This is a genomic window from Peterkaempfera podocarpi (assembly GCF_042466665.1).
GTDB lineage: Bacteria > Actinomycetota > Actinomycetes > Streptomycetales > Streptomycetaceae > Peterkaempfera > Peterkaempfera podocarpi.
In genome coordinates this window covers 3,707,421-3,729,759 of record NZ_CP162102.1, presented here as the reverse complement: position 1 = coordinate 3,729,759, position 22,339 = coordinate 3,707,421, and the positions used below count along the sequence as shown (strand labels likewise).

Genomic DNA, 22,339 nt, shown 5'->3' with positions numbered 1-22,339 from the left:
CGTAAGCCTGTTGTGTGCGGAGTGCAGCCGAATTGCTGAACGCGTTCAAATCCAGGCGTTGAACCACATTCGGGCCTGCCAGTCCTTGAAGGGGATCGTCTGGCCGGTGTAGATCGGGAAGAAATAGAGGAAGTTCCACACAATGGCCAGCACCAGCAGCCCGGCGGCCACCCCGCCGATCATCCTCCGCTCCCGGCTGGCTCTGGCGGTGCCGATCATCGCCCGATCATCATGGTGACCGCCAGCACCAGGAACGGTACGAAGATCACCGCATAGAAGAGGAAGATCGTCCGCTGCTGGTACTGGAACCAGGGCAGATACCCGGCGGCCAGCCCGGCCAGGATCGCCCCGGCCCGCCAGTCGCGCCGCAGCGCCCACCGGTAGAGGCAGTACGCCAGCGCCACCACGCCCGCCCACCACAGCAGCGGGGTGCCGATGCCCAGCACCTCACGGGCGCACTCGCTGACCTTGCAGCCGTCCGCGCCCTGCTTCGGCGACTCGTAGAAGAAGGAGACCGGACGGCCCAGCACCAGCCAGCTCCACGGGTTGGACTGGTAGATGTGCGGGCTGTGCAGGTTCTTGTGGAAGTCGTAGGTGTCCGAGTGGTAGTGCCACAGGCTGCGGAACATGTCGGGCACCCAGGTCAGGTCCACCTGGAACGGCATCCGGTGCTTACCGATCAGCGGCAGCGTGAAGTACTGGGACGACAGGCCGTGGCGGTGCACCGCCCAGTCCCGGTAGTAGCCGCCCTTGCCCGGGGCCGGGCTGCTGGCGAACCAGCCGGCCCACGAGGAGACGTACACCACCAGCGAGACCACGACGAGCGAGAGGACGGCCGGCACCCCGTCGCGGCGCAGGGTCACCAGGTACGGGTTGCGGGCGCCGGCCAGCCGCCGGGCCGAGGCGTCCCACAGCAGCACCATCACCACGAAGGTGACCATCACATAGAGCCCGCTCCACTTGGTGGCGGCACTCAGGCCCAGGCTCACCCCCGCGAGCACCCGGTAGGGGCGCCACCCCAGCTTCAGCCGGGCGGCCAGCGCGGCGTCGGGCCGGGCGTCGGGGCTGTCCTCGGTGGCGCCCAGGGCATCGGCGATCCGCGCCCGGGTGCGGTCGCGGTCGATCAGCAGGAAGCCGAAGCCGGCCAGCGCCCAGAACATCACCACCAGGTCGAGCAGCGAGGTGCGGCTCATCACGAAGTGCAGGCCGTCGACCGACAGCAGCAGACCGGCGACACAGCCCAGCAGCGTGGAGCGGAGCAGCCGCCGCGCGATCCGGGCGATCATCAGCACCGACAGGGTGCCGAGCACCGCCACCGAGAACCGCCAGCCGAAGGGGTGCAGACCGAAGAGCCACTCGCCCACGGCGATCGTCCACTTGCCGACCGGCGGATGGACGATGAAGGCCGCCTGCGTGGACAGCGGGATGGTCTGCGGGGAGCCGATGATCTCCCTGTTCGCGTCGTCCGGCCAGCTGGTCTCATAGCCGTGGTGGAGCAGCGCCCAGGCGTCCTTGGCGTAGTACGTCTCGTCGAAGATCACCGCGTTGGGGCTGGCCAGGTTGTGGAAACGCAGCACCCCGGCGAAGACCGCCACCACGATCGGCCCCAGCCAGCCGGACCAGCGGCACAGCCACACCCAGAGCGTCGCCGGGAACGTGAACCCCAGCCGGCCGGCCAGCGGGCCGGGCCCCTGCGGTGGTGTGATCCCCGGGCCGTCGGGCATCGGAGGCACCAGCCGGTGCCGCAGCGGGCTGCGGTCCGGTCCGAAGTACCCGTACCGGGCCAGGCCGCGCTGCCATGCCGAGCCCGCCTCCGCCGCGGGCTCGGCGTCCGCCTCGGCGGGCGGGTCCGACCGCTCGCTGGTGAGCACGGAACCGCCGTCCGCCACCCGGTCGGGGCCGGTCCGGCCGTCCGCCGGGAGTGCACCCGCCGTGCCCGCGCTGCCGCTGCCGGTGGGGTCCCCGTGCGCCGGGGCTCCTGTCGCCTTGTCACCGCTCACCCGCACATCGTAGGGGTGGGGGATGAGAGCGGGGCCCGTCCGCTGCGGACCAGGAGCGCCGGGCTGCGAGGATGGGACGGTGACAGGTCTACTCGTACTGGCAGGAACCCCCATCGGCGACGTCGAGGACGCCCCGCCGCGCCTCGCCCGGGAACTGGCCGAGGCCGATCTGGTGGCGGCGGAGGACACCCGCCGGCTGCGCCGGCTCACCCAGGCTCTCGGGGTGGTGCCGACCGGCCGGGTGGTCTCCTACTTCGAGGGCAATGAGGTGGCCCGGACCCCGGAGCTGGTGGAGGCGCTGACCGGCGGCGCCCGGGTGCTGCTGGTCACCGACGCCGGTATGCCGTCGGTCTCCGACCCGGGCTACCGGCTGGTCGCCGCGGCGGTGGAGGCCGGGGTGCGGGTCACAGCGGTGCCGGGGCCGTCCGCGGTACTGACCGCGCTGGCGATGTCCGGACTGCCGGTCGACCGGTTCTGCTTCGAGGGTTTTCTGCCGCGCAAGGCCGGGGAGCGGGCCGGGCGGCTGCGCGAGGTGGCCGCCGAGCCGCGCACCATGGTCTTCTTCGAGGCTCCGCACCGGCTCGCCGAGGCGCTGGCGGCCATGGCCGAGGCGTTCGGCGAGGACCGGCCCGCCGCGGTGTGCCGGGAGCTGACCAAGACCTATGAGGAGGTCCGGCGCGGTCCGCTGGGCGAGCTCGCCGAATGGGCGGCCGCCGGGGTACGCGGCGAGATCACCGTGGTGGTGGCGGGCGCGCCGCCGGCCGCCCCGGCCCGGCTGGAGCCTGCCGAGCTGGCCCGGCTGGTCACCGTGCGTGAGGAGGCCGGGGAGCGCCGCAAGGAGGCCATCGCCGCCGTCGCGGCCCAGGTGGGGCTGCCCAAGCGCGAGGTCTTCGACGCCGTGGTCGCGGCCAAGCACGCGGCCCCCGGCGCCGGCTGACCCGGGGCCGCGCGGCGGGTCCAGCGGTGCTGTGCTGCGAAACCGCGCAGGTCAGAGGGGTCTCGTGAGAGCAGTCGCACACATCGCTGGGGTGCGGGCACCCCGGCGGCGTACGGTGAAAAGGAGCGCGCCCGGTCCACGCGGGCGGCCCCGGAGCAGTGCGCCGGTGTGCGCCGTATGAGACCCCGGGGGTCGCTCGGACAGGGTGTGCGGAAGGTAAAGAGGAGACCTGAAAGGCCAAGGATCAACGCGGGCCGGGAGCCGGTCCGTACAGGAATCCCCAACAGCGGGCCAAGACTCGGCAACCCGGGAATCCGGAGACCCGCCCCGGGAATTCCCTGGAGAGGAAAGACCCGCACCGGACGAGCGTCCGGAGGGCACCGGGAGACCGTCATGAGCGAGACCATCGGTAACCCTGTGAGCAGGCCGGGCACGGGCCCGCTGTCGGCAGCCACCAGCGTCACCGCCGTCGCCGGGGGCCCGGTCGAGACCGCCCACGAGGCCTACTCCTTCGCCTGCCTCAGCTGTGGATACGGCTGGGAGCAGGAGTACGAGATAGAGCACCACACCGACCGCGACGGCCACCTCACCTGCCAGTACCGCGCCAACGGCGTGCGCGTCCCGTCGCCGCTGCTCAAGCCCAGCTGCCCCGGCTGCGGCGGACACACCGTACGGATCATGCGTGCCGGACGGGTCGACGCCGTGAGCCGGGCCTGGTCGGCGGGCGCCGGTCACGGGCGCGGGCCCGACGGCGGCGCCACGGCCGTGCATGACACGGGTGCGCAGCTGGACGAGGCCTCCGAGCAGCACCGCCGGCACCGGTTCCACCTGCCGGCCTTCCTGCACCTGCACTCCCGCGATCGCAGCTGACCGGCGGACGCGCAGCGCAGCGCTCCGCAGTCCGGCCGCCGCCACGCGCGGCGGCCGGACGGCGCAGTCCCCGGGCCGCTATAGGATTTCTGACCATGGCGGCCACTGGAACCAACAGCAACGGGGCGTCGGCGTACTACGTCACCACGCCGATCTACTACGTCAACGATCGCCCCCATCTGGGCCACGCCTACACGACCGTCGCAGGCGACGTGCTCACCCGCTGGCACCGCCAGCGGGGCGAGAAGGTGTGGTACCTCACCGGCACGGACGAGCACGGTCAGAAGATCATGCGTACCGCCGATGCCAACGGCGTCACCCCTCAGGAGTGGTGCGACAAGCTGGTGGAGGAGGCGTGGAAGCCCCTCTGGCAGCACCTGGACATCGCCAACGACGACTTCATCCGCACCACCCAGGAGCGGCACACCCACCGGGTGCAGGAGTTCGTGCAGGACCTGTACGACAAGGGCGAGATCTACCAGGGCGGCTACGAGGGCCCGTACTGCGTCGGCTGCGAGGAGTACAAGACCCCCGGCGAGCTGCTGGACGGCGAGGGCGGGGCCAAGCTCTGCCCCATCCACAAGCGCCCGGTGGAGATGCTGAAGGAGGAGAACTACTTCTTCAAGCTCAGCGAGTACGGCCCGAAGCTGCTGGAGTTCTACGAGGCCAACCCCGGCTTCATCCAGCCCGAGTCGGCCCGCAACGAGGTGCTGCAGTTCGTCCGGCAGGGCCTCCAGGACCTCTCCATCTCCCGCTCCACGTTCGACTGGGGCATCCCCATCCCCTGGGACCCCAAGCACGTCATCTACGTCTGGGTGGACGCGCTGCTCAACTACGCCACCGCGGTCGGCTACGGCGCCGACCCGGCGAAGTTCGACGCCACCTTCCCCGCCGACGTCCACCTGGTCGGCAAGGACATCCTGCGCTTCCACGCGGTGATCTGGCCCGCCATGCTGATGGCGCAGGGCCTGCCGCTGCCCAAGCGGGTCGTCGCCAACGGCTGGCTGATGGTCGGCGGCGAGAAGATGAGCAAGTCCAACCTCACCGGCATCGCCCCGCAGGACCTCACCTCGCACTTCGGGGTGGACGCCTACCGCTGGTACTTCCTGCGGGCCATCCAGTTCGGCCAGGACGGCTCCTTCTCCTGGGAGGACTTCTCCGCCCGGTACACCTCGGAGCTGGCCAACGACTTCGGCAACCTCGCCTCCCGGGTCGCCGCCATGGTCGGCAAGTACTTCGGCGGCGCACTGCCGGCCGCCACGGCCGCGGGCGCGGCGGAGCAGGCGGTCGCCGAGGGGCTGGCCAAGGCCGTCGCCGAGGCCGACCGGAAGATCGGCGAGGAGATCGACTTCGCCGGCGGCATCGCTGCGGTCTTCGACTTCATCAAGCAGGTCAACGGCTATCTCACCGAGCAGGAGCCCTGGAAGGTCGCCAAGGACGACTCCCCCGAGGGTCAGGCGCGGCTCGCCACCATCCTGTACACCGCCGCCGAGTCGCTGCGCGCCATCGCGGTGCTGCTGAACCCGGTGATGCCGGGCACCGCCGCCAAGCTCTGGGACTCCCTGGGCGCCGAGGCGGCGCTGGGCGCCCTCGCCGAGCAGCGCATCGGCCAGGCCGCCGACTGGGGCCTGCTGCCGGCCGGCGCCACCGTCACCAAGGGCGACATCCTCTTCCCCCGCCTGGAAGAGAAGAAGGACGCCTGAGCCGCGATGAGCAGCAGCAAGTCCGCGCCACCGCCACTGCCGGAGCCCCTGGCAGTGGCGGTGGCCGACTCCCACACCCATCTGGACATGCAGGACGGCACACCCGAGGAGGGCCTCGCCAAGGCCGCCGCCGTCGGTGTCACCACCGTGGTCCAGGTCGGCTGCGACCTGCCCGGCTCCCGCTGGGCCGCCGAGCTCGCAGCCGCCCATGAGCAGGTGTGGGCCGCCGTCGCCCTCCACCCCAACGAGGCGCCCCGGATCGTCCACGGGGATTCGGACGGCTGGAGCGGGCAGCGCCGTGCCCCCGGCGGTGCCGCGGCCCTGGACGAGGCGCTGGCGGAGATCGACGCCCTCGCCGCGCTCCCGCAGGTCCGCGCCGTGGGCGAGACCGGCCTGGACTACTTCCGCACCGGTCCCGAGGGCGTCGCGGTCCAGCACGACTCCTTCCGCCGCCACATCGCCATCGCCAAACGGCACGGCAAGGCCCTGGTCATCCATGACCGCGAGGCCCATGACGACGTGCTGCGGATCCTGGAGGAGGAGGGCGCGCCCGAGCGCACCGTCTTCCACTGCTACTCCGGGGACGCCGCGATGGCCAAGGTCTGCGCCGACCGCGGCTACTACATGTCCTTCGCCGGCAATGTCACCTTCAACTCCGCACAGCCGCTGCGCGACGCACTCGCCGCCGCCCCGCTGGACCTGCTGCTGGTGGAGACCGACGCCCCGTTCCTCACCCCCGCCCCCTACCGCGGCCGGCCCAACGCCCCCTACCTCATCCCGGTGACCCTGCGGGCCATGGCCAAGGTCAAGGGCGTCCCCGAGGACGAGCTCGCCGCAGCCGTCGCGGCCAACACCGCCCGCGCCTTCGACTACTGACCAAGCGTCAGGATTCGGGGGCGGGCGGCGCCGGGGGCGGTGCGCCGGCGCCGGCGGCGTCCACCTAGGCTCTGCGGAAACCCGACGGCCGACGACCGCGGGTGGAACGGGGAGAGCCATGGCGGGAAGCGACTACGCACGCCTGATGAAGCAGGACTTCAACGACCTGGAGAGCGCCGCCAAGGCCTGGACCCGGGTCGCCGAGGAGATGGAGGGCCTTGCCGCCCGGCACCGCTCCCAGGTGACCGGACCGCTGCGCCACAGCTGGAAGGGCGACGACGCCGACGGGGCCTTCTACTACCTGGAGGAGGTCGAGAGCCGGCTCGACGTCGTCCGGACCGAGGGCATGACCATCGGCCGCGTCCTGGAGACCACCCGCTTCTGGATGCAGCAGGCCCAGACCGATCTGCGCAACGCGGTCAGCCGCGCCGAGGAGAACGGCTACGCCGTCGACGAGGACGGCAATGTCACCGACCCGCAGAGCGCCGCACTGCCCCACAACGACCCCGACGCCCAGGAACTCGCCCGGCAGCGCAGCGGCCCGCGCTACGAGTTCCAGGACCGGATCGACGCGGCGGTGCACGACGCCCTCAAGGCGAGCGCCGACGGGGTCAGGGCACTGTCCTCACTGGACGCCATGATCATGGACCGCTTCAACGACGGAGCCTCCGCCGAATCACTCCATGACGTCCGGGACGCCATGAAGGCGATCGGTGTGCAGGACCCGCAGATCCCCGACGATCCCAAGGCCGCGGCGGAGTGGTGGAAGGCCCTCAGCCCCGAGGAGCAGGACGAGTACGCCACCCTCTACCCGGCGCAGATCGGCGGCACCGACGGCCTGCCCAGCGACGTCCGCGACCACGCCAACCGGCTCGCCCTGGAGCAGGAGTACAACGACCTGGAGTTCGGCGGCCCCGAGGACTTCAAGGACATCTCCCTGGACGAGCGCAACAAGCGCCTGCAGAACCTCCATGCGCTCCAGGACCAGCTGAACCAGCGGGACGGCGCCCCCAAGGGCAAGGAGCTGTACCTGCTGAACTACAAGTCCGCCGGCGACGGCCAGGCGGTGATCGCCATGGGCAATCCCGACACCGCCGCCCACACCGGAGTGCTGGTCCCCGGCACCAACACCACCATGGACTCCGTCGGCGGACAGCTCAACCGGATCGGGACGCTCCAGAACTCCGCCACCAAGTGGAGCGACGGCCAGCCGGTCTCCACGGTGATGTGGCTCGGGTACGACGCCCCCGAAGCCTCCGGCGGCGACCTCAACTCCAGCGTCACCACCAAGGGCCGCGCCGAGGACGGCGCCCCCGACCTGCGGCACTTCATCGCCGGCACCCGAGCCGCCCAGGGCGACCGCCACGGCCACATCACCGTCATCGGCCACAGCTACGGGTCGACCACCGTCGGCGCGGCCGCGGCGGGCGGCGACGGCCTGGGAGCCGATGACATCGCGGTGGTCGGCAGCCCCGGGATGACCGTCGACCATGCGTCCGACCTCCACATGGACCCCTCGCACGTCTGGGTCGGCGCCGCCCCCGACGACCCGATCATCGACGACTTCTCCGACCTCAGCCTCGGTGACAACCCCGCCGAGGAGCCCTTCGGCGGCCGGAACTTCGACGTCGACACCCATGGCCACAGCGGCTACTGGGACCAGGGCAGCCAGAGCCTCGACAACCAGGGGCGGATCATCGCCGGGATACCGCCCACCGAGGTCCCCAAGCAGGACAACGACGTTCCGCTGCTCCCCTGGTAACCCCCTGACCCCCACCGCTGGGAGCCCGCCATGGTCACCGCCAGGTCCGCCTGGTGCACGCTGAGCGTCACCGCTCTACTCCTCACCACCGGAGGCTGCATGTCCGACGACGGAAAGAACGACCCGCTGCCGCGCCTGAGCAAGGAGCGCGCCACCAGCTGGGCCGAGGAGCACACGGCCAGGATGGCCGAGGCCGCAGGGGTGGAACTCGACCGGCAGAGCGCCGAGCCGGTCTTCGAGGACTGCGTGGGCAGGAACGACGAAGTGGTGCACGACGGGCGCTACTCCCTCTACTACACCGTCTACGCCGAGGTGCCCCGGCAGCGGCACACCGAGGTCGCCCGCAGACTGCGCGCCGACTTCGAGAAGGAGGGCTTCCGGATCACCGGCTATCGGGAGTACCAGGACGACCACTACACCGCCCTGGTGGACGCGCGGGACGACGACACCCGGTTCACTCTGGCGACCGGGTCCGTCAGCCCCACCAGGTACCTCTTCTCCGTGCGCACCCCCTGCATGATCCCGCCGGGCGCCACCCAGCAGCCGTGACCCTCGGCAGCCGCAACCCCGGCAGCCACAGCCCCACCAGCCGAAGGAGCAGCCAGCATGTCGCAGGACATCGACGTCACCCCGGCCGAGCTGCGGGCGTCCGCGCACGCGGCCGACGGGATCGCACAGGACATGAAGGAGCCCGACGACCAGGCCGTCAGGGAGACCGACACCGCAGCGGGCTCGATGGCCGGCTGGAGCCTGGCACCCGTACTGCAGTCCCTGGCCACCGGCTGGCAGCAGGCCCTCCAGGGGCTGCACGACCGCACCGCGGCCGGCGCCGACAACCTGCGCAGCTGCGCGGACGGCCATGAGTGGAACGACGACCTCGCCAGTCAGAACTTCGAGCACTTCCAGGACGTCTCGCAGTGACCGCCCACGGCGGCCCCGGAGCACCGCGGCACCTCGGAGGGGCGCCGCCGTGCTCCGGCGCCGCCAGGGCGCGGCACCGAGCCGGGGCGGAGGTCCGTACCCTGGGGGAGTGAGCACCTCCCCCCACCCGGACACCGCCGAGAGCCACCTGCTGGGCCCGGCCGACGTCCGCGAACTCGTCAGAGCCCTCGGCGTGCGGCCCACCAAGCAGCGCGGCCAGAACTTCGTCATCGACGCCAACACGGTGCGCCGCATCGTGCGCGCCGCCGAGGTCCGTCCCGACGACGTGGTGGTGGAGGTGGGCCCCGGCCTCGGCTCGCTCACCCTCGGCCTGCTGGAGGTCGCCGACCGGGTCACCGCGGTGGAGATCGACCCGCTGCTCGCCCAGCACCTGCCCGCCACCGTCGCCGCCCGGATGCCCGACCGCGCCGACCGGTTCACGCTGGTCCACAACGACGCCATGGACGTCACCGAACTGCCGGGCCCGCCGCCCACCGCGCTGGTCGCCAACCTCCCCTACAACGTCGCCGTGCCGGTGCTGCTCCATATGCTGGAGGCCTTCCCCAGCATCGAACGCACCCTGGTGATGGTGCAGTCCGAGGTCGCCGACCGGCTCGCCGCCCGCCCCGGCAACAAGGTCTACGGCGTCCCCTCGGTCAAGGCCAACTGGTACGCCGACGTCAAGCGCGCCGGAGCCATCGGCCGCACCGTCTTCTGGCCCGCCCCCAACGTCGACTCCGGACTGGTCTCCCTGGTGCGCCGGCAGCCGCCGTCCACCACCGCAACGCGCCGCGAGGTCTTCGCCGTCGTCGACGCCGCCTTCGCGCAGCGCCGCAAGACCCTGCGGGCCGCGCTGGCCGGCTGGGCCGGTTCCCCCGCCGCCGCCGAACAGGCCCTCGCGGCCGCCGGTATCGACCACAAGCTGCGCGGTGAGGCCCTCACCGTCGAACAGTTCGCCGCCATCGCCGAGCACCGCCCCACCCCGGCCTGACCGCGCCCCCAGGAGCCCACCCGCCGTGTCCGCCGCCCCGCAGCCGTCCGTCACCGTACGCGTCCCCGCCAAGGTCAATGTCCAGCTCGCCGTCGGCGGACGCCGCCCCGACAGCTTCCACGACCTGGCCAATGTCTTCTTCGCCGTGGCGCTCGGCGACGAGGTGACCGCCACCCCCGCAGACGACCTGCGGATCACCGTCTCCGGCCCCGACGCCGACCAGGTCCCCCTCGACGGGAGCAACCTCGCCGCCCGCGCCGCCCGGCTGCTCGCCGAGCACCACGGGCTGCGCCCGGACGTCCATCTGCACATCGCCAAGGACATCCCCGTCGCCGGCGGTATGGCCGGCGGCAGCGCCGACGGTGCCGCGGCCCTGGTCGCCTGCGACGCCCTGTGGGGCACCGGCACCTCCCAGGACGTGCTGCTGGAGCTCGCCGCGGAACTCGGCTCCGATGTGCCCTTCGCCCTGCTCGGCGGGGTCGCCCTGGGCCTCGGCCGCGGTGAGATCCTGCGGCCCCTGCCGGTCGGCGGCACCTTCCACTGGGTCTTCGCCGTCGCCGACGGCGGCCTGTCCACCCCCGCCGTCTTCCGCGAGTGCGACCGACTGCGCGACGAGGCCGGCCACGGCTCCGACACCGCCTCCGTCCCCGACCCGCAGGCCGACCCCGAACTGCTCCGCGCCCTCGCCGACGGAGACCCCGCCGCGCTGGCTGCCGCCCTCGCCAACGACCTCCAGCCCGCCGCGCTCTCCCTGCGGCCCGCCCTGGCAGCCACCCTGCGGGCCGGCGCCGACGGAGGCGCCATCGGCACCCTGGTCTCCGGCTCCGGCCCCACCTGCGCGTTCCTGGCGAAGGACGCCGAGTCGGCGGTGTCCGTCGCCGAAGCGCTCGCCGCCTCCGGCACCTGCCGGTCCGTCCGGGTCACCCACGGCCCGGTCCCCGGCGCCGCCGTCACCACGGGGGGCTGAGCGGCCGGGCGCCGTGGACGGCGGGCCCCGGCCCGCCGGGGCCGGGACCGGCCCGCGCCGGGGTCGGCCGAACGGGCGCACCATGGACAGTGGTGCAGCCACCTCCGGCACCGCACTACCCTGGTGATCCCAGCCCGCAGCATCCAGGAGCGCAGCGCACGTGGCCGTCAACCTCGCCACCCTCGAATCCGTCGGCAAGGTCTACGGCACCCGTGCCCTCCTCGACGGCGTCACCCTCGGCGTCAGCGAGGGCGACCGGATCGGTGTGGTCGGCCGCAACGGCGACGGCAAGACCACCCTGATCCGCCTGCTCGCCAGGCTGGAGGAGCCCGACACCGGCCGGGTCACCCACTCCGGCGGCCTGCGGCTGGGCGTCCTCACCCAGCACGACTCGCTGGACTCCGCCGCCACCGTCCGCCACGAGGTCGTCGGCGACCGCGCCGACCACGAGTGGGCCGGGGACGCCCGCATCCGGGACATCCTCACCGGCCTCTTCGGCGGCCTGGACCTCCCCGGTTTCCCGCAGGGCCTGGACACCGTGATCGGCCCGCTCTCCGGCGGCGAGCGGCGCCGTATCGCGCTGGCCAAGCTGCTGCTGGAGGAGCACGACCTGGTCGTCCTGGACGAGCCCACCAACCACCTGGACGTCGAGGGCATCGCCTGGCTCGCCCGCCACCTCCAGGTCCGGCGCTCCGCCCTGGTCTGCGTCACCCACGACCGCTGGTTCCTCGACCAGGTCTGCACCCGGATGTGGGACGTCCAGCGCGGCGACGTCCACGAGTACGAGGGCGGCTACTCCGACTACGTCTTCGCCCGGGCCGAGCGCTCGCGGATCGCCGCCACCGAGGAGACCAAGCGGCAGAACCTCGTCCGCAAGGAGCTGGCCTGGCTCCGCCGCGGCGCCCCCGCCCGCACCTCCAAGCCCCGCTTCCGGGTGGAGGCGGCCAATGAGCTGATCGCCGATGTGCCGCCGCCGCGCGACCGCAGCGAACTGATGAAGTTCGCCAACTCCCGGCTCGGCAAGACCGTCTTCGAGCTCAAGGACGTCAGCGTCCAGGCCGGGCCCAAGCAGCTGCTCTCGCACCTCACCTGGCAGCTCGGCCCGGGCGACCGCGTCGGTCTGCTGGGCGTCAACGGCTCCGGCAAGACCTCGCTGATGCGCGCCCTCGCCGACGCCGCGACCAGCGACGGCGACAAGCAGCCCGCCGCCGGCACCGTCAAGGTCGGCAGGACCGTCAAGCTCGCCTACCTCTCCCAGGAGGTCGCCGAACTCGACCCGGACTGGCGGGTGCTGGAGGCCGTCGAGCGGATCCGCCAGCGCGTCGACCTCGGCAAGGGCCGCGAGATGTCCGCAGGGCAGCTCTGCGAGCAGTTCGGCTTCGGCAAGGACAAGCAGTGGACGCCGGTCGGCGACCTGTCCGGCGGCGAGCGCCGCCGCCTCCAGCTGCTGCGGCTGCTGATGGACGAGCCCAATGTGCTCTTCCTCGACGAGCCCACCAACGACCTCGACATCGAGACCCTCACCCAGCTGGAGGACCTCCTCGACGGCTGGCCCGGCTCCATGATCGTTGTCAGCCACGACCGGTACTTCATCGAGCGCACCACTGACACCCAGTACGCCCTGCTCGGCGACCGCACCATGCGGATGCTTCCGGGCGGGGTCGACGAGTACCTCCAGCGCCGCGCCCGTATCGCCGAGGCCGCCGCTGCCGCGGTGGCCCCCGCCGCGGCAGCCGTGAAGCCGACCGGTGACACCAGGGCTGTGAAGAAGGAGCTCCAGCGGATCGAGCGTCAGCTCGCCAAGCTGGAGGAGCAGGAGGCCAAACTGCACGCCCAGATGGCCGAGCACGCCACGGACTTCTCCCGCGTCGCCGAACTCGACTCCCAGCTCCGGACGGTGAAGGACGAGCACGACGAGCTGGAGCTGCGCTGGCTCGAACTGGCCGAGGACGCCTGACAGTTCGCGGCCGGTGGAGTTCGTACGTACCAAATCTGTACCAAGGACGATTGTCGGGAACCTGCCCCGTGACGCACCGACACCGGGCATCGCTAAGCTGGTCTTGACGAGTGATACCGACGAGGCGTGGATGCGCGGTCCCGCGGAGAGCGCCGCGCACGGGGGAGGTGTTCAACGGTGCAGATGATGGCCGATGGCGGTGGCTACGGCGTGGGTGCGGCCGTTGGCAGCGGCATGGCGGCGCTGGTCGCGTCCGTCGGTGCCGGCGCGGTCCGCGTGGAGGTGGAGAACCTCAAGGACTTCAAGAGCAAGGTCGACCGGATGCTGCAGGACCTCGAGGGTTCCTCCGCCTCCCACTCCCGGATCGCGGAACAGCGGCTGGGATCCGGACACCTCGGCGCGGGGTTCGGTGAGGCCACGGACCTGCTGGCGGCGTACAACTCGGTCCACTCGAACCTCGAGACGCTGTCCCAGACGCTGGCCCAGCAGATCGAGGCCATGAGCATCACCATCGACGTCTCCACCAAGGGATACCAGAACGTCGAGGAGACCCGGGTCGCCGAACTCTGGAAGATCCGCGACCAGACGGAGGCCGCCCAGCAGCCGCCGCAGCAGTTCAGCGGTACCAAGCAGGGCGAGTTCTAGCCCGCCTGCGGGCAGTACGGACACGGACGGACACCAACGGGGAAGGTGGAGCAGTGCCCCACAAGTCGAACTTCGAGGGAGAGAGCCACGGCAAGCTCAGGGCGATGGTCGAGTCTTCGGACCCGTCCTTCGTCATGGACGTGGGCACTCGACTGACCAACGCTCACCAGGTCATGCAGGACATCGGCAACGACCTGATGGACCGCATGAACGCCCTCGACTGGACGGGCGCCGCAGCCGACTCCTTCAAGGACTGGGGACGCCAGGTCAGCAAGGCGACGCTTGAGCTGTCCGACTACTCGGGCACCGCAGGCACCTATATGACCAGCGCGGGCGAGACTCTGAGCACGGCCAAGAAGGCCATGCCGGACGTCCCCGAGAGCGACATGAAGACGGTTGCCAAGCACCGCTCGCAGCCCTCCGCCCGCGTCGGCGGCGGCCTGCTCGGCGGCCTCCTCGGCGGACCGCTGGGAGCCGTGGCGGGCAGTGCCGTGGGCGACAAGGCGATGAAGGCGGTCGACCCCAACTGGGTCACCGACTCGGAGGCCCATGCCGCCCAGACCCGCATCGACTCCGCGCACCAGCAGGCCATCGCACAGATGGAGAAGGTGGGCCAGTCGTACGAGGAGTCCAGCTCCCGGATGAAGGCGGCGACCCTCCCGGTCTTCCCGCCGACGCCGGAGACGCTGATGCCGCCTCGGCCGACCGGTCGCGACGAGTCGGTCGCGATTCCGGTGGGCAGGTCCGGTGGGACCGGATCCTCCTCCACAGGAGGCTCAACCGGCGGCACCGTCAAGGGCGCCAAGGGAGTGACCCACCAGGACGTCCTGGTCCAGGAGGGTCAGCCCAAGGGGACGGTGAAGTCCCCGGTCAAGAGCCCGACCGTCGGCGGGACCGGCAAGCCGCCGGCGAACACCGGGATCGATGGCGTCACTCTCGCGCCGGCCCCCACCTCACCGACCAACAACAGCCCTGCGCTGCCGGTGTCGAACGGACCTGGTGGCGGTGGCAGCAGCTATGCGCCGCCCGCGGGCGGATTCCAGGGCGGCAAGCTCCCTGCGGGAGGCGGCAGCGGCCTTGGCGGCCTCGGCGGCGGCAAGCCCCGGCCCGGGTACAAGGGCGGCGTCGTGGGGGAGGGCGAGACCGGCCTGGTGGGCGGCTCCAGCCGTCGACCCGGGTACGGCGGTACGACCGTCGGTGCGGAGGAAGGCGCGCACGCGGGCGGTACCGGGCGTACGCCGGGCGGCAGCCGTGCCGGGTCCCGAGGTGCCGGTTCCGGTGCGTTCGGAGAGCTCGAAGAGGGCCACGGCGGAGCCGCGGGCGGTGCGCACGGCGGTGCCGGTGGTGGCGCTCGCGGTGGCGCACGCGGAGGTTCCGGCCGTCGCCTGACGACGGAGGAGGGCGGCATGGTCGGCGGCCGCCGCGGACGCGGCGCCTCCGGTGAGTTCACCCCCGGCGGCTCGGGCCTGCGCGCTCGCGGAGGCGGAGCCGCGAACGAGCTGGAGGGCCAGGGAGGCATGCCCGGCGGCTCGGCCGGAAACCGTAAGTCCAAGGAGAAGCGCGGTCAGCGCCCGGACTATCTGGTTGAGGACGAAGAGTCCTGGATGTCCGGTGCGGCCGACTCCAATCCGACCGTGATTGAGTAGCAACCCGGAGAAGACTGCCCGGCCCGGATCTCTTCGGGGCCGGGCAGTCGTCTGAGTCACCAGCCCCAAGAGGAGAGAGCAATGCTTCAGTCGGGCGCGAGGATGCGACGCCGCATCACGGCTGCGTTGGCGTCAGTGGGCGTCTTCCTGCTCGGCGGCGCACTGACACCGGCCTCGGCGGCTTCCCTGGATGTCAGGTCCCAGGAGTGGTACCTGGACGCGATGAAAGCCGCACAGATGTGGCAGACATCGACAGGCAGAGGTGTGACCGTCGCCGTGATTGACACGGGGGTCAGGGCGAATCACCCTGACCTTGCGGGCCAGGTGCTGCCCGGGCGGGACTTCTCCAAGCTCGGCGGCGGTGCGACAGCGGATGCCGACGGCCACGGAACCGGTATGGCCGGTGTCATCGCCGGTACGGGCAAGGGGCTGGGCGGCAAGGGCGCTGTGGGGTTGGCACCCGGCGCGAAGATCCTGCCGATTCGCATTGGCGCGATCACCGGCAACGAGGCCTCCAATCTCTCGGAGTTCCTCAAGGAACTCCCCGCAGCCATTCGTTTCGCTGCCGACAGCGATGCAAAGATCATCAACATCTCCCAGGGCAGCACCCGGACCAGCCCCGAGCTTCAGCAGGCCGTGGACTACGCACGGAGCAAGGGCAAGCTGGTTGTCGCAGCCACAGGTAACGAGGCCGAGCAGGGGAACCTCGTCGAATACCCGGCAGCCCTGAGCGGGGTTGTGGGCGTCGGCGCCGTCGACCGCAACGGTCAGGTCGCTGCCTTCTCCGAGAGAGGGCCTCAGGTTGACCTGGCGGCCCCGGGTGTGGACATCGCCAGGCCCTGCGTCAGCGCCTCGGGTTACTGCAAGGGACAGGGAACCAGTGACTCCGCCGCCCTGGTCTCCGCGTCGGCTGCGCTGGTGTGGGCCCAGCACCCGTCCTGGACCGCCAACCAGGTGCTGCGGGTGCTGGTCAACACCGCGGGCAAGGACGGCAGCGGGCACAGCGACTTCCTCGGCTACGGCGTGGTGCGACCCCGGGTCGCGCTGACGACTCCGGGTGACCCCGGGCCGGCCGGTGTGGATCCGCTGGCGGCGTCCGACAAGTCGGCGGCACCGGGCTCCTCCGCCCCGGCGGCCTCGCCGTCCACGGCGGACGCTTCGCAGGCGCCCGGGGATGCCGCGACGCCGTCCTCGTCGGCGGCCCCCACGCCCGCTCCGGCGGCCTCGTCGGACGACGGCGGCAGCGGGGCCGGGATGTGGATCGGGATCGGTGCCGCGGTGCTGGTCGTCGCGGCGATCGTGGTGGTCGTGCTGGTGCGCCGGGGCCGTGGTGGCGGTGGCGGTGGAGGCGGCAGCAACCCGCCCTCGGGCGGGTTCGGCGGCGGCCAGTACAGCGGTCAGCACGGTGGTCAGTACGGGGCGCCGCAGCCGCCGTACCAGGCCCCGCCGCCGGGTGGCAGCTTCGGTCCGCCGCAGTAGTGGATGGTCGTCGCGGCGTCGATTTCGTGTTCGCGCCGATGACCATGTAATGTCTTCCTCGCTCGCCCCAATAGCTCAGTCGGCAGAGCGTCTCCATGGTAAGGAGAAGGTCTACGGTTCGATTCCGTATTGGGGCTCTGTGAGGACGAAGGCCTCCGCCGTCACGGCGGGGGCCTTCGGCGTTCTCAGGGAAGCGGCGGGGCCTGTACGGTGCGGTCGCAGCGCGTCCGGGCGGCTTTGACGGCCTCTCCGTTGGGGTGGTCGTTGCCCGCGATGCGGGCGGCGGTGCGTTCGGGGGAGGAGCCGTTGCCGAGGTGGCGCCGCCTCAGTCGGTCCTCGCGCAGCTCGTCCGGGGCTTCGACGTACCAGAGCGCGTGCAGCCGGGCCCTGGCGTCGCGCCAGCCGGGGGCGTCCAGGGCGAGGTAGTTGCCCTCGGTGACGACCAGACGGCAGTGCGGGCGGACGGTGTGGCGGGCGGCGACCGGTTCATGGAGGGTGCGGTCGTAATCGGGTGTGTAGATGTCGTGCGCCGGTGTGCCGGTGATGCGGTCCAGGAGTGCGGCATAGCCATGGGCGTCGAAGCTCGGGGGTGAACCCTTGCGGTCGGTGAGGCCCAGGCGGTCGAGCTGGGTGTTGGAGAGGTGGAAGCCGTCCAGCGGGACGTAGGCGGCGGCTCCGTCGCCGAGCCGTTCGCAGGCCGCTGCGACGAGGGCGCGGGCGAGCACGGACTTGCCGGCGCCGGGCGGTCCGGCGAGGCCGAGGAGGGCGCGGGGGCCGGGCAGCCGCAGGGCGTCGGTGAGCAGGCCGTCGAGGGTGTCGCTGGCGGGGTGGGCGGGTTGCTGCATGGGGACAGCATGGCCGCTTCGGCCGGTCGGCGGACGGTCGGGTGCGGGGTGTGTGGGGTTCGGCACAGAGCGTGAGCGGCGCTGGCGGCCTCGTGCGGAATGCGATGTGATGGGGCGTCAGTCAGGGGGCGCGTGGGGGTACGCGTCACGCCCCCGGGGGTGGGGTCCGCGAAGGGGGAGGAGTGCCATGGGTGTGCGGCTTGTGGTGGTCGACGACCACCGGCTGCTGGCCGAGGCGCTGGCGGCGGCGCTGCAGCTGCGCGGGCACCGGGTGCTGGCGGTGGGGGCGCCGTCGGGTGTGGCGGCGGAGCTGGTGATCCATCGCCGGCCGGAGGTGTGTCTGCTGGGGGTGGCGGGACCGGCGGGGCAGGGGGCGTTCGATCCGGTGCGGCGGATCCGGCGGGAGCGGCCGGAGGTGCCGGTGCTGGTGGTGGGGCCGGTCGCGGATCCGCGGGGGGTCGCCGCGGCGTGTGCGGCCGGGGCGGCGGGCTTCGTCCGCAGCGACGAGCGCATCGAGGTGGTGGAGCGGGGGCTGCTTCGGGTGCGTGCGGGGGAGGTGGCGATGTCGCCGGAGGTGATGCAGGCCGCGTTCGAGCGGATGCTGGAGCCGGTTCCGGAGCCGGACGACGAGGTGCTTCGGTTGCTGCGGGTGCTGACCCGCCGTGAGGTGCAGGTGCTGGTCCGGATCGCGGACGGTGAGGACACCGGGGCCATCGCGGCGGGGATGGGCATAGCGCCCAGTACCGCGCGCACCCATGTGCAGCGGGTCCTGGTGAAGCTGGGCGTAAGGACCCGGCTTGAGGCGGCTGCGGTGGCGTCCCGCACCGGACTGCTGCTGCGGGTGGCGGGCGGGTCGCAGCCGTAGGCCGGGTCGGCGGCGACACCGACCTCCGTCTCTCGACTCCCGGCGGCCGTTGTCCGACCCCAACGACTGAGCGCGGCCCCAACGACTGAGCGCGGCCCCGGCGACTGAGCGCGGCCCCGGCGCACGGCGGCCGTCAACGTCCGTCCCCCGCCGCCTGGTGGCCGACGGCCGGCCCTGGCTGCCCGACCCCTGATCCTCGACCCCCGACGCCCGGCAGCTGCCGCCCGCCACCCGCCCCACCGCCCAGGTTCCCGCCGTGGGCGGCCTGCCCGGGGACCTGCCGCGGGCGGCCCGCCCGGGATCTGCTGTGTGTTCCTGTTGCCTCGGGCCGTCCCCCCGTGGACCTGTGATCCACCGGGGTGCCGGAATCGGCCATGCCCACCCTGCCCTCAACGACCTGCGCGCTGTTGACTGATGATGCCTTGTGTTTGATTATGTTTGTGATCGGGGTGTCGTGAGAGGTGGCGGCTTTGAAGAAGACGACGACCAAGCTGGCTGACGGACGCGAGCTGATCTACTACGACGCCGACGACACCGTCGTACGCGACACGGCCGACCCCCGGCCCCTGGAGCCCACCTCCAGCCTCTCCGAGATCCGCCACGACCCCGTCCTGGACGAGTGGGTCGCCATCGCCGCCCACCGGCAGGGCCGGATCTACCACCCGCCCGCCGACGAGTGCCCGCTCTGCCCCTCCCGCGACGGCCGGCAGAGCGAGATCCCCGCGGCCGACTATCAGGTGGCCGTCTTCGAGAACCGCTTCCCGTCCCTGGCCTTCGACGCCGCCGCGCACTACGAGGGGGACGACGGCACCGGCAGCGGACGCACCGAAGGCCCGCTGCCGCACCGGGGGCGGCCCGGCGTCGGCCGCTGCGAGGTGGTCTGCTTCACCCCGGAGCACGACCACGCCTTCGCCGATCTGACGGAGGAGCGGGCCCGCCTGGTCCTCGACACCTGGACCGACCGCACCGCGGAGCTCTCCGCCATGCCGGGGGTGGAGCAGGTCTTCTGCTTCGAGAACCGCGGCGCGGAGATCGGCGTCACCCTCGGCCATCCGCACGGCCAGATCTACGCCTACCCCTTCACCACCCCGCGCACCGCGCGGATGCTGACCACCGCGGCAGCCCATCGCACCCGCACCGGACGCAACCTCTTCGAGGACCTGCTCGCCGCCGAACGGGCCACCCCCGAGCGGGTGGTGATCGCGGGCAGCCACTGGACGGCGTTTGTGCCCTACGCCGCCCACTGGCCCTACGAGGTGCACCTCTACCCGCACCGCAGGGTGCCCGACCTCACCGCCCTGAACGAGGCCGAGCGGGCCGAGTTCCCCGCGATCTACCTGGACCTGCTGCGGCGCTTCGACCGGCTCTTCCTGGAGGAGGGGCAGACTGTGCAGACCTCGCCCACGCCGTACATCGCGGCCTGGCACCAGGCGCCGGCCGGACGCGCGGACAGCGAGCTGGCCCTGCACCTGGAGCTGTTCACGATCCGGCGTACGGTGGGCAAGCTCAAGTACCTGGCCGGCAGTGAGTCCGGTATGGACGTGTTCATCAACGACGTGTCGCCCGAGCGGGCGGCGCAGCGCCTGCGGGAGGTCGCACCATGACTCAGCCGACACGGAAGTACCTGGTCACCGGGGGTGCGGGGTATGTCGGAAGCGTGGTCGCCGCGCACCTGCTGGAGGCCGGTCACACCGTGACCGTGCTGGACGACCTCTCCACCGGCTTCGCGGCGGGCGTCCCGGAGGGCGCCGAGTTCGTCCACGGGCGGGTCCAGGACGCCGGGGACGTGCTGGACTCCTCCTTCCACGCCGTGCTGCACTTCGCCGCCTCCTCGCAGGTCGGCGAGTCGGTCGCCGATCCGGAGAAGTACTGGCGCAACAACGTCGCCGGGTCGCTGGAGCTGCTGTCCGCGATGCGCAAGGCGGGCGTCGGCCGGCTGGTCTTCTCCAGCACCGCCGCGACCTACGGCGAGCCGGAGCAGGTCCCGATCGAGGAGACCGCCAGGACCTCCCCCACCAACCCCTACGGCGCCACCAAGCTGGCCGTGGACCACATGATCGCCGGGGAGTGCGCCGCCCACGGGCTGGCGGCCGTGTCGCTGCGCTACTTCAACGTGGCCGGTGCCTACGGCCGCTACGGCGAGCGGCACGACCCCGAGTCGCACCTGATCCCGCTGGTGCTCCAGGTCGCGCAGGGCCGGCGACCGCACATCTCGGTCTACGGCGACGACTACCCCACGCCCGACGGCACCTGCATCCGGGACTACATCCATGTCGCCGACCTCGCAGAGGCCCACCTGCTGGCGGTGGACGCGGCCCGCCCGGGGGAGCACCTGGTGTGCAACCTCGGCAACGGCAACGGCTTCTCCGTGAAGGAGGTCGTCGAGGCCGTCCGCCGGGTCACCGGCAAAGAGATCCCCGCCGTCACCGCGGAGCGCCGCCCCGGCGATCCCGCGGTGCTGGTCGCCTCGGCGGAGCGGGCCAGGAACATCCTCGGGTGGCGGCCCAGCCGCACCGACCTGGACGGGATCGTCGCCGACGCCTGGAAGTTCACACTCGCCCTGGAGGGGAAGCAACCGTGACCACCGCCGACACCGCCGCCACACACGCCGAACGAACCGCCAAGGACTTCACCGCCCACTACGGTGCCGACCCGGACGGCCTGTGGGCCGCACCCGGGCGGGTCAATCTGATCGGTGAGCACACCGACTACAACGACGGCTTCGTGCTGCCGGTCGCCCTGCCGCACGCGGCGGTCGCGGCGGTCCGCCGGCGCGACGACGGCGTTCTGCGGCTGCACAGCGCCCAGGGCGACGGCGCGGTGGTCGCCCTGGATGTGGCCGGGCTGACCCCCGGGGGCGTCCAGGGCTGGGCCGCCTACCCGGCGGGTGTGGTGTGGGCGCTCCGTGAGGCCGGACATCCGGTGGGTGGCGCCGATGTGCACATCGACAGCGATGTGCCCACCGGCGCCGGGCTGTCCTCCTCGGCCTCGCTGGAGTGCGCGGTGGCGGTGGCGTACAACGACCTGTGGCAGCTCGGGCTCGGTGCCGCGCAGCTTGCGGTGCTGGCCCAGCGGGCGGAGAACGCCTTCGTGGGGGTGCCGTGCGGGGTGATGGACCAGATGGCGTCCACCTGCTGTGCGGCCGGCGGTGCGCTCTTCCTCGACACCCGGGACCTGTCGCAGCGCCAGGTCCCGCTGGACCTCGCGGGTGCGGGGCTGCGGCTGCTGGTCCTCGACACCCGGGTCAAGCACGACCTCGCCGACGGCGCCTACGCCCAGCGGCGGGCCGGATGCGAGCGGGCGGCCGAGCTGCTGGGGGTGCGGGCGCTGCGCGATGTGCCGTACGCGGAGCTCCAGTCGGCCCTGGACCGCCTGGAGCAGCTGGGGGCGGACGGTGAGCTGCGGGCGCTGGTACGGCATGTGGTCACCGAGGACGCCCGGGTGGAGCAGGTGATCGGGCTGCTGGAGGCCGGCGACCTGCGGGCGGTCGGGCCGGTGCTCACCGCCGGGCACGCTTCGCTGCGGGACGACTTCCGGGTCTCCTGCGCCGAGACCGATCTGGCCGTGGCGGCCGCCGTGGAGGCGGGTGCGCTGGGCGCCCGGATGACCGGTGGCGGCTTCGGCGGCTCCGTGGTGGCCCTGGTTCCGCACGACGGGGTCGAGCCGGTCGCGGCGGCGGTCGCGGACGCCTTCGCGGCGGCCGGCTACGGCGCCCCGCGGGCGTTCACCGCAGTCCCGGGTGACGGGGCGCGCCGCCTGGCGTAGCGCCTCGCGGCCGCATCCCGCGCTGCCCGCGCATCCCGCGCCGCTGGGCGGCTCCCGTATCCGGCCCCGGGGGTGCACGCATCCCCGTTGGCCGGGGCCGTACCCGCGAG

18 protein-coding genes, 1 tRNA gene and 1 pseudogene are annotated in these 22,339 nt (G+C 72.3%); 18 read left to right on the top strand and 2 right to left on the bottom strand.

Annotated elements, in window-relative coordinates; translation table 11 throughout:
- Nucleotides 1-45: 45 nt before the first annotated feature.
- Nucleotides 46-1,724 (bottom strand): annotated as a pseudogene (locus AB0761_RS16265) (dolichyl-phosphate-mannose--protein mannosyltransferase).
- Nucleotides 1,725-2,079: 355 nt separating this feature from the next.
- Here AB0761_RS16265 and rsmI point away from each other — a divergent pair.
- The 14 genes from rsmI (at nt 2,080) to AB0761_RS16195 (ending at nt 16,891) form a co-directional block, all read left to right on the top strand.
- On the top strand, nt 2,080-2,937 hold the full coding sequence (rsmI, locus tag AB0761_RS16260) for a 16S rRNA (cytidine(1402)-2'-O)-methyltransferase (protein WP_377269738.1): 858 nt from the start codon (nt 2,080-2,082) through the stop codon (nt 2,935-2,937).
- Between the two features lie 393 nt (nt 2,938-3,330).
- Complete coding sequence (locus AB0761_RS16255; RefSeq protein WP_377269737.1) at nt 3,331-3,807, top strand: hypothetical protein; 477 nt, start codon at nt 3,331-3,333, stop codon at nt 3,805-3,807.
- A gap of 95 nt (nt 3,808-3,902) precedes the next feature.
- Nucleotides 3,903-5,510: a methionine--tRNA ligase gene (metG, locus tag AB0761_RS16250; RefSeq protein WP_377269736.1), complete on the top strand. Its 1,608-nt coding sequence runs from the start codon at nt 3,903-3,905 to the stop codon at nt 5,508-5,510.
- 6 nt (nt 5,511-5,516) lie between these two features.
- A complete protein-coding gene (locus tag AB0761_RS16245) occupies nt 5,517-6,386 on the top strand; it encodes a TatD family hydrolase (RefSeq protein WP_377269735.1) in 870 nt (289 codons plus the stop codon).
- A 118-nt stretch (nt 6,387-6,504) separates the two neighbouring features.
- A complete protein-coding gene (locus AB0761_RS16240; RefSeq protein WP_377269734.1) occupies nt 6,505-8,148 on the top strand; it encodes an alpha/beta hydrolase in 1,644 nt (547 codons plus the stop codon).
- Between the two features lie 30 nt (nt 8,149-8,178).
- Nucleotides 8,179-8,697 carry a hypothetical protein gene (locus AB0761_RS16235; RefSeq protein ID WP_377269733.1) on the top strand — a complete coding sequence of 173 codons (519 nt, stop codon included), beginning with the start codon at nt 8,179-8,181 and terminating at the stop codon, nt 8,695-8,697.
- Nucleotides 8,698-8,754: 57 nt separating this feature from the next.
- Nucleotides 8,755-9,069 carry a type VII secretion target gene (locus AB0761_RS16230; protein ID WP_377269732.1) on the top strand — a complete coding sequence of 105 codons (315 nt, stop codon included), beginning with the start codon at nt 8,755-8,757 and terminating at the stop codon, nt 9,067-9,069.
- Nucleotides 9,070-9,178: 109 nt separating this feature from the next.
- Nucleotides 9,179-10,060, top strand: a complete 882-nt coding sequence (rsmA, locus tag AB0761_RS16225; RefSeq protein WP_377269731.1) for a 16S rRNA (adenine(1518)-N(6)/adenine(1519)-N(6))-dimethyltransferase RsmA — start codon at nt 9,179-9,181, stop codon at nt 10,058-10,060.
- A 25-nt stretch (nt 10,061-10,085) separates the two neighbouring features.
- Nucleotides 10,086-11,027 (top strand): 4-(cytidine 5'-diphospho)-2-C-methyl-D-erythritol kinase, encoded by a 942-nt coding sequence (locus AB0761_RS16220; RefSeq protein WP_377269730.1) that lies wholly within the window; start codon nt 10,086-10,088, stop codon nt 11,025-11,027.
- Between the two features lie 160 nt (nt 11,028-11,187).
- Nucleotides 11,188-12,984: an ABC-F family ATP-binding cassette domain-containing protein gene (locus AB0761_RS16215; protein ID WP_377269729.1), complete on the top strand. Its 1,797-nt coding sequence runs from the start codon at nt 11,188-11,190 to the stop codon at nt 12,982-12,984.
- A gap of 177 nt (nt 12,985-13,161) precedes the next feature.
- Complete coding sequence (locus AB0761_RS16210; RefSeq protein WP_377269728.1) at nt 13,162-13,629, top strand: hypothetical protein; 468 nt, start codon at nt 13,162-13,164, stop codon at nt 13,627-13,629.
- Between the two features lie 53 nt (nt 13,630-13,682).
- Nucleotides 13,683-15,275, top strand: coding sequence for a WXG100 family type VII secretion target (locus AB0761_RS16205; protein WP_377269727.1), 1,593 nt, complete (start codon nt 13,683-13,685; stop codon nt 15,273-15,275).
- A gap of 81 nt (nt 15,276-15,356) precedes the next feature.
- Entirely contained in the window at nt 15,357-16,754 is a 1,398-nt protein-coding gene (gene mycP, locus AB0761_RS16200; protein ID WP_377269726.1) for a type VII secretion-associated serine protease mycosin, read from the top strand.
- A gap of 64 nt (nt 16,755-16,818) precedes the next feature.
- Nucleotides 16,819-16,891 (top strand) — tRNA-Thr (locus tag AB0761_RS16195).
- Nucleotides 16,892-16,939: 48 nt separating this feature from the next.
- On the opposite strand, the gene AB0761_RS16190 is transcribed toward AB0761_RS16195, so the two are convergent.
- Nucleotides 16,940-17,599 (bottom strand): nucleoside/nucleotide kinase family protein, encoded by a 660-nt coding sequence (locus AB0761_RS16190; protein ID WP_377269725.1) that lies wholly within the window; start codon nt 17,597-17,599, stop codon nt 16,940-16,942.
- 187 nt (nt 17,600-17,786) lie between these two features.
- On the opposite strand from AB0761_RS16190, the gene AB0761_RS16185 reads away from it, so the two are divergent.
- The 4 genes from AB0761_RS16185 (at nt 17,787) to galK (ending at nt 22,229) form a co-directional block, all read left to right on the top strand.
- Nucleotides 17,787-18,464, top strand: coding sequence for a LuxR C-terminal-related transcriptional regulator (locus tag AB0761_RS16185; protein ID WP_377269724.1), 678 nt, complete (start codon nt 17,787-17,789; stop codon nt 18,462-18,464).
- A gap of 470 nt (nt 18,465-18,934) precedes the next feature.
- Complete coding sequence (gene galT / locus AB0761_RS16180) at nt 18,935-20,068, top strand: galactose-1-phosphate uridylyltransferase (RefSeq protein ID WP_377269723.1); 1,134 nt, start codon at nt 18,935-18,937, stop codon at nt 20,066-20,068.
- On the top strand, nt 20,065-21,045 hold the full coding sequence (gene galE, locus AB0761_RS16175) for a UDP-glucose 4-epimerase GalE (RefSeq protein ID WP_377269721.1): 981 nt from the start codon (nt 20,065-20,067) through the stop codon (nt 21,043-21,045). The genes galT and galE overlap by 4 nt, the downstream gene beginning before the upstream one ends.
- Entirely contained in the window at nt 21,042-22,229 is a 1,188-nt protein-coding gene (gene galK / locus AB0761_RS16170) for a galactokinase (RefSeq protein WP_377269720.1), read from the top strand. Before galE ends, galK begins: the two co-directional genes overlap by 4 nt.
- The last annotated feature ends 110 nt before the right edge of the window (nt 22,230-22,339 follow it).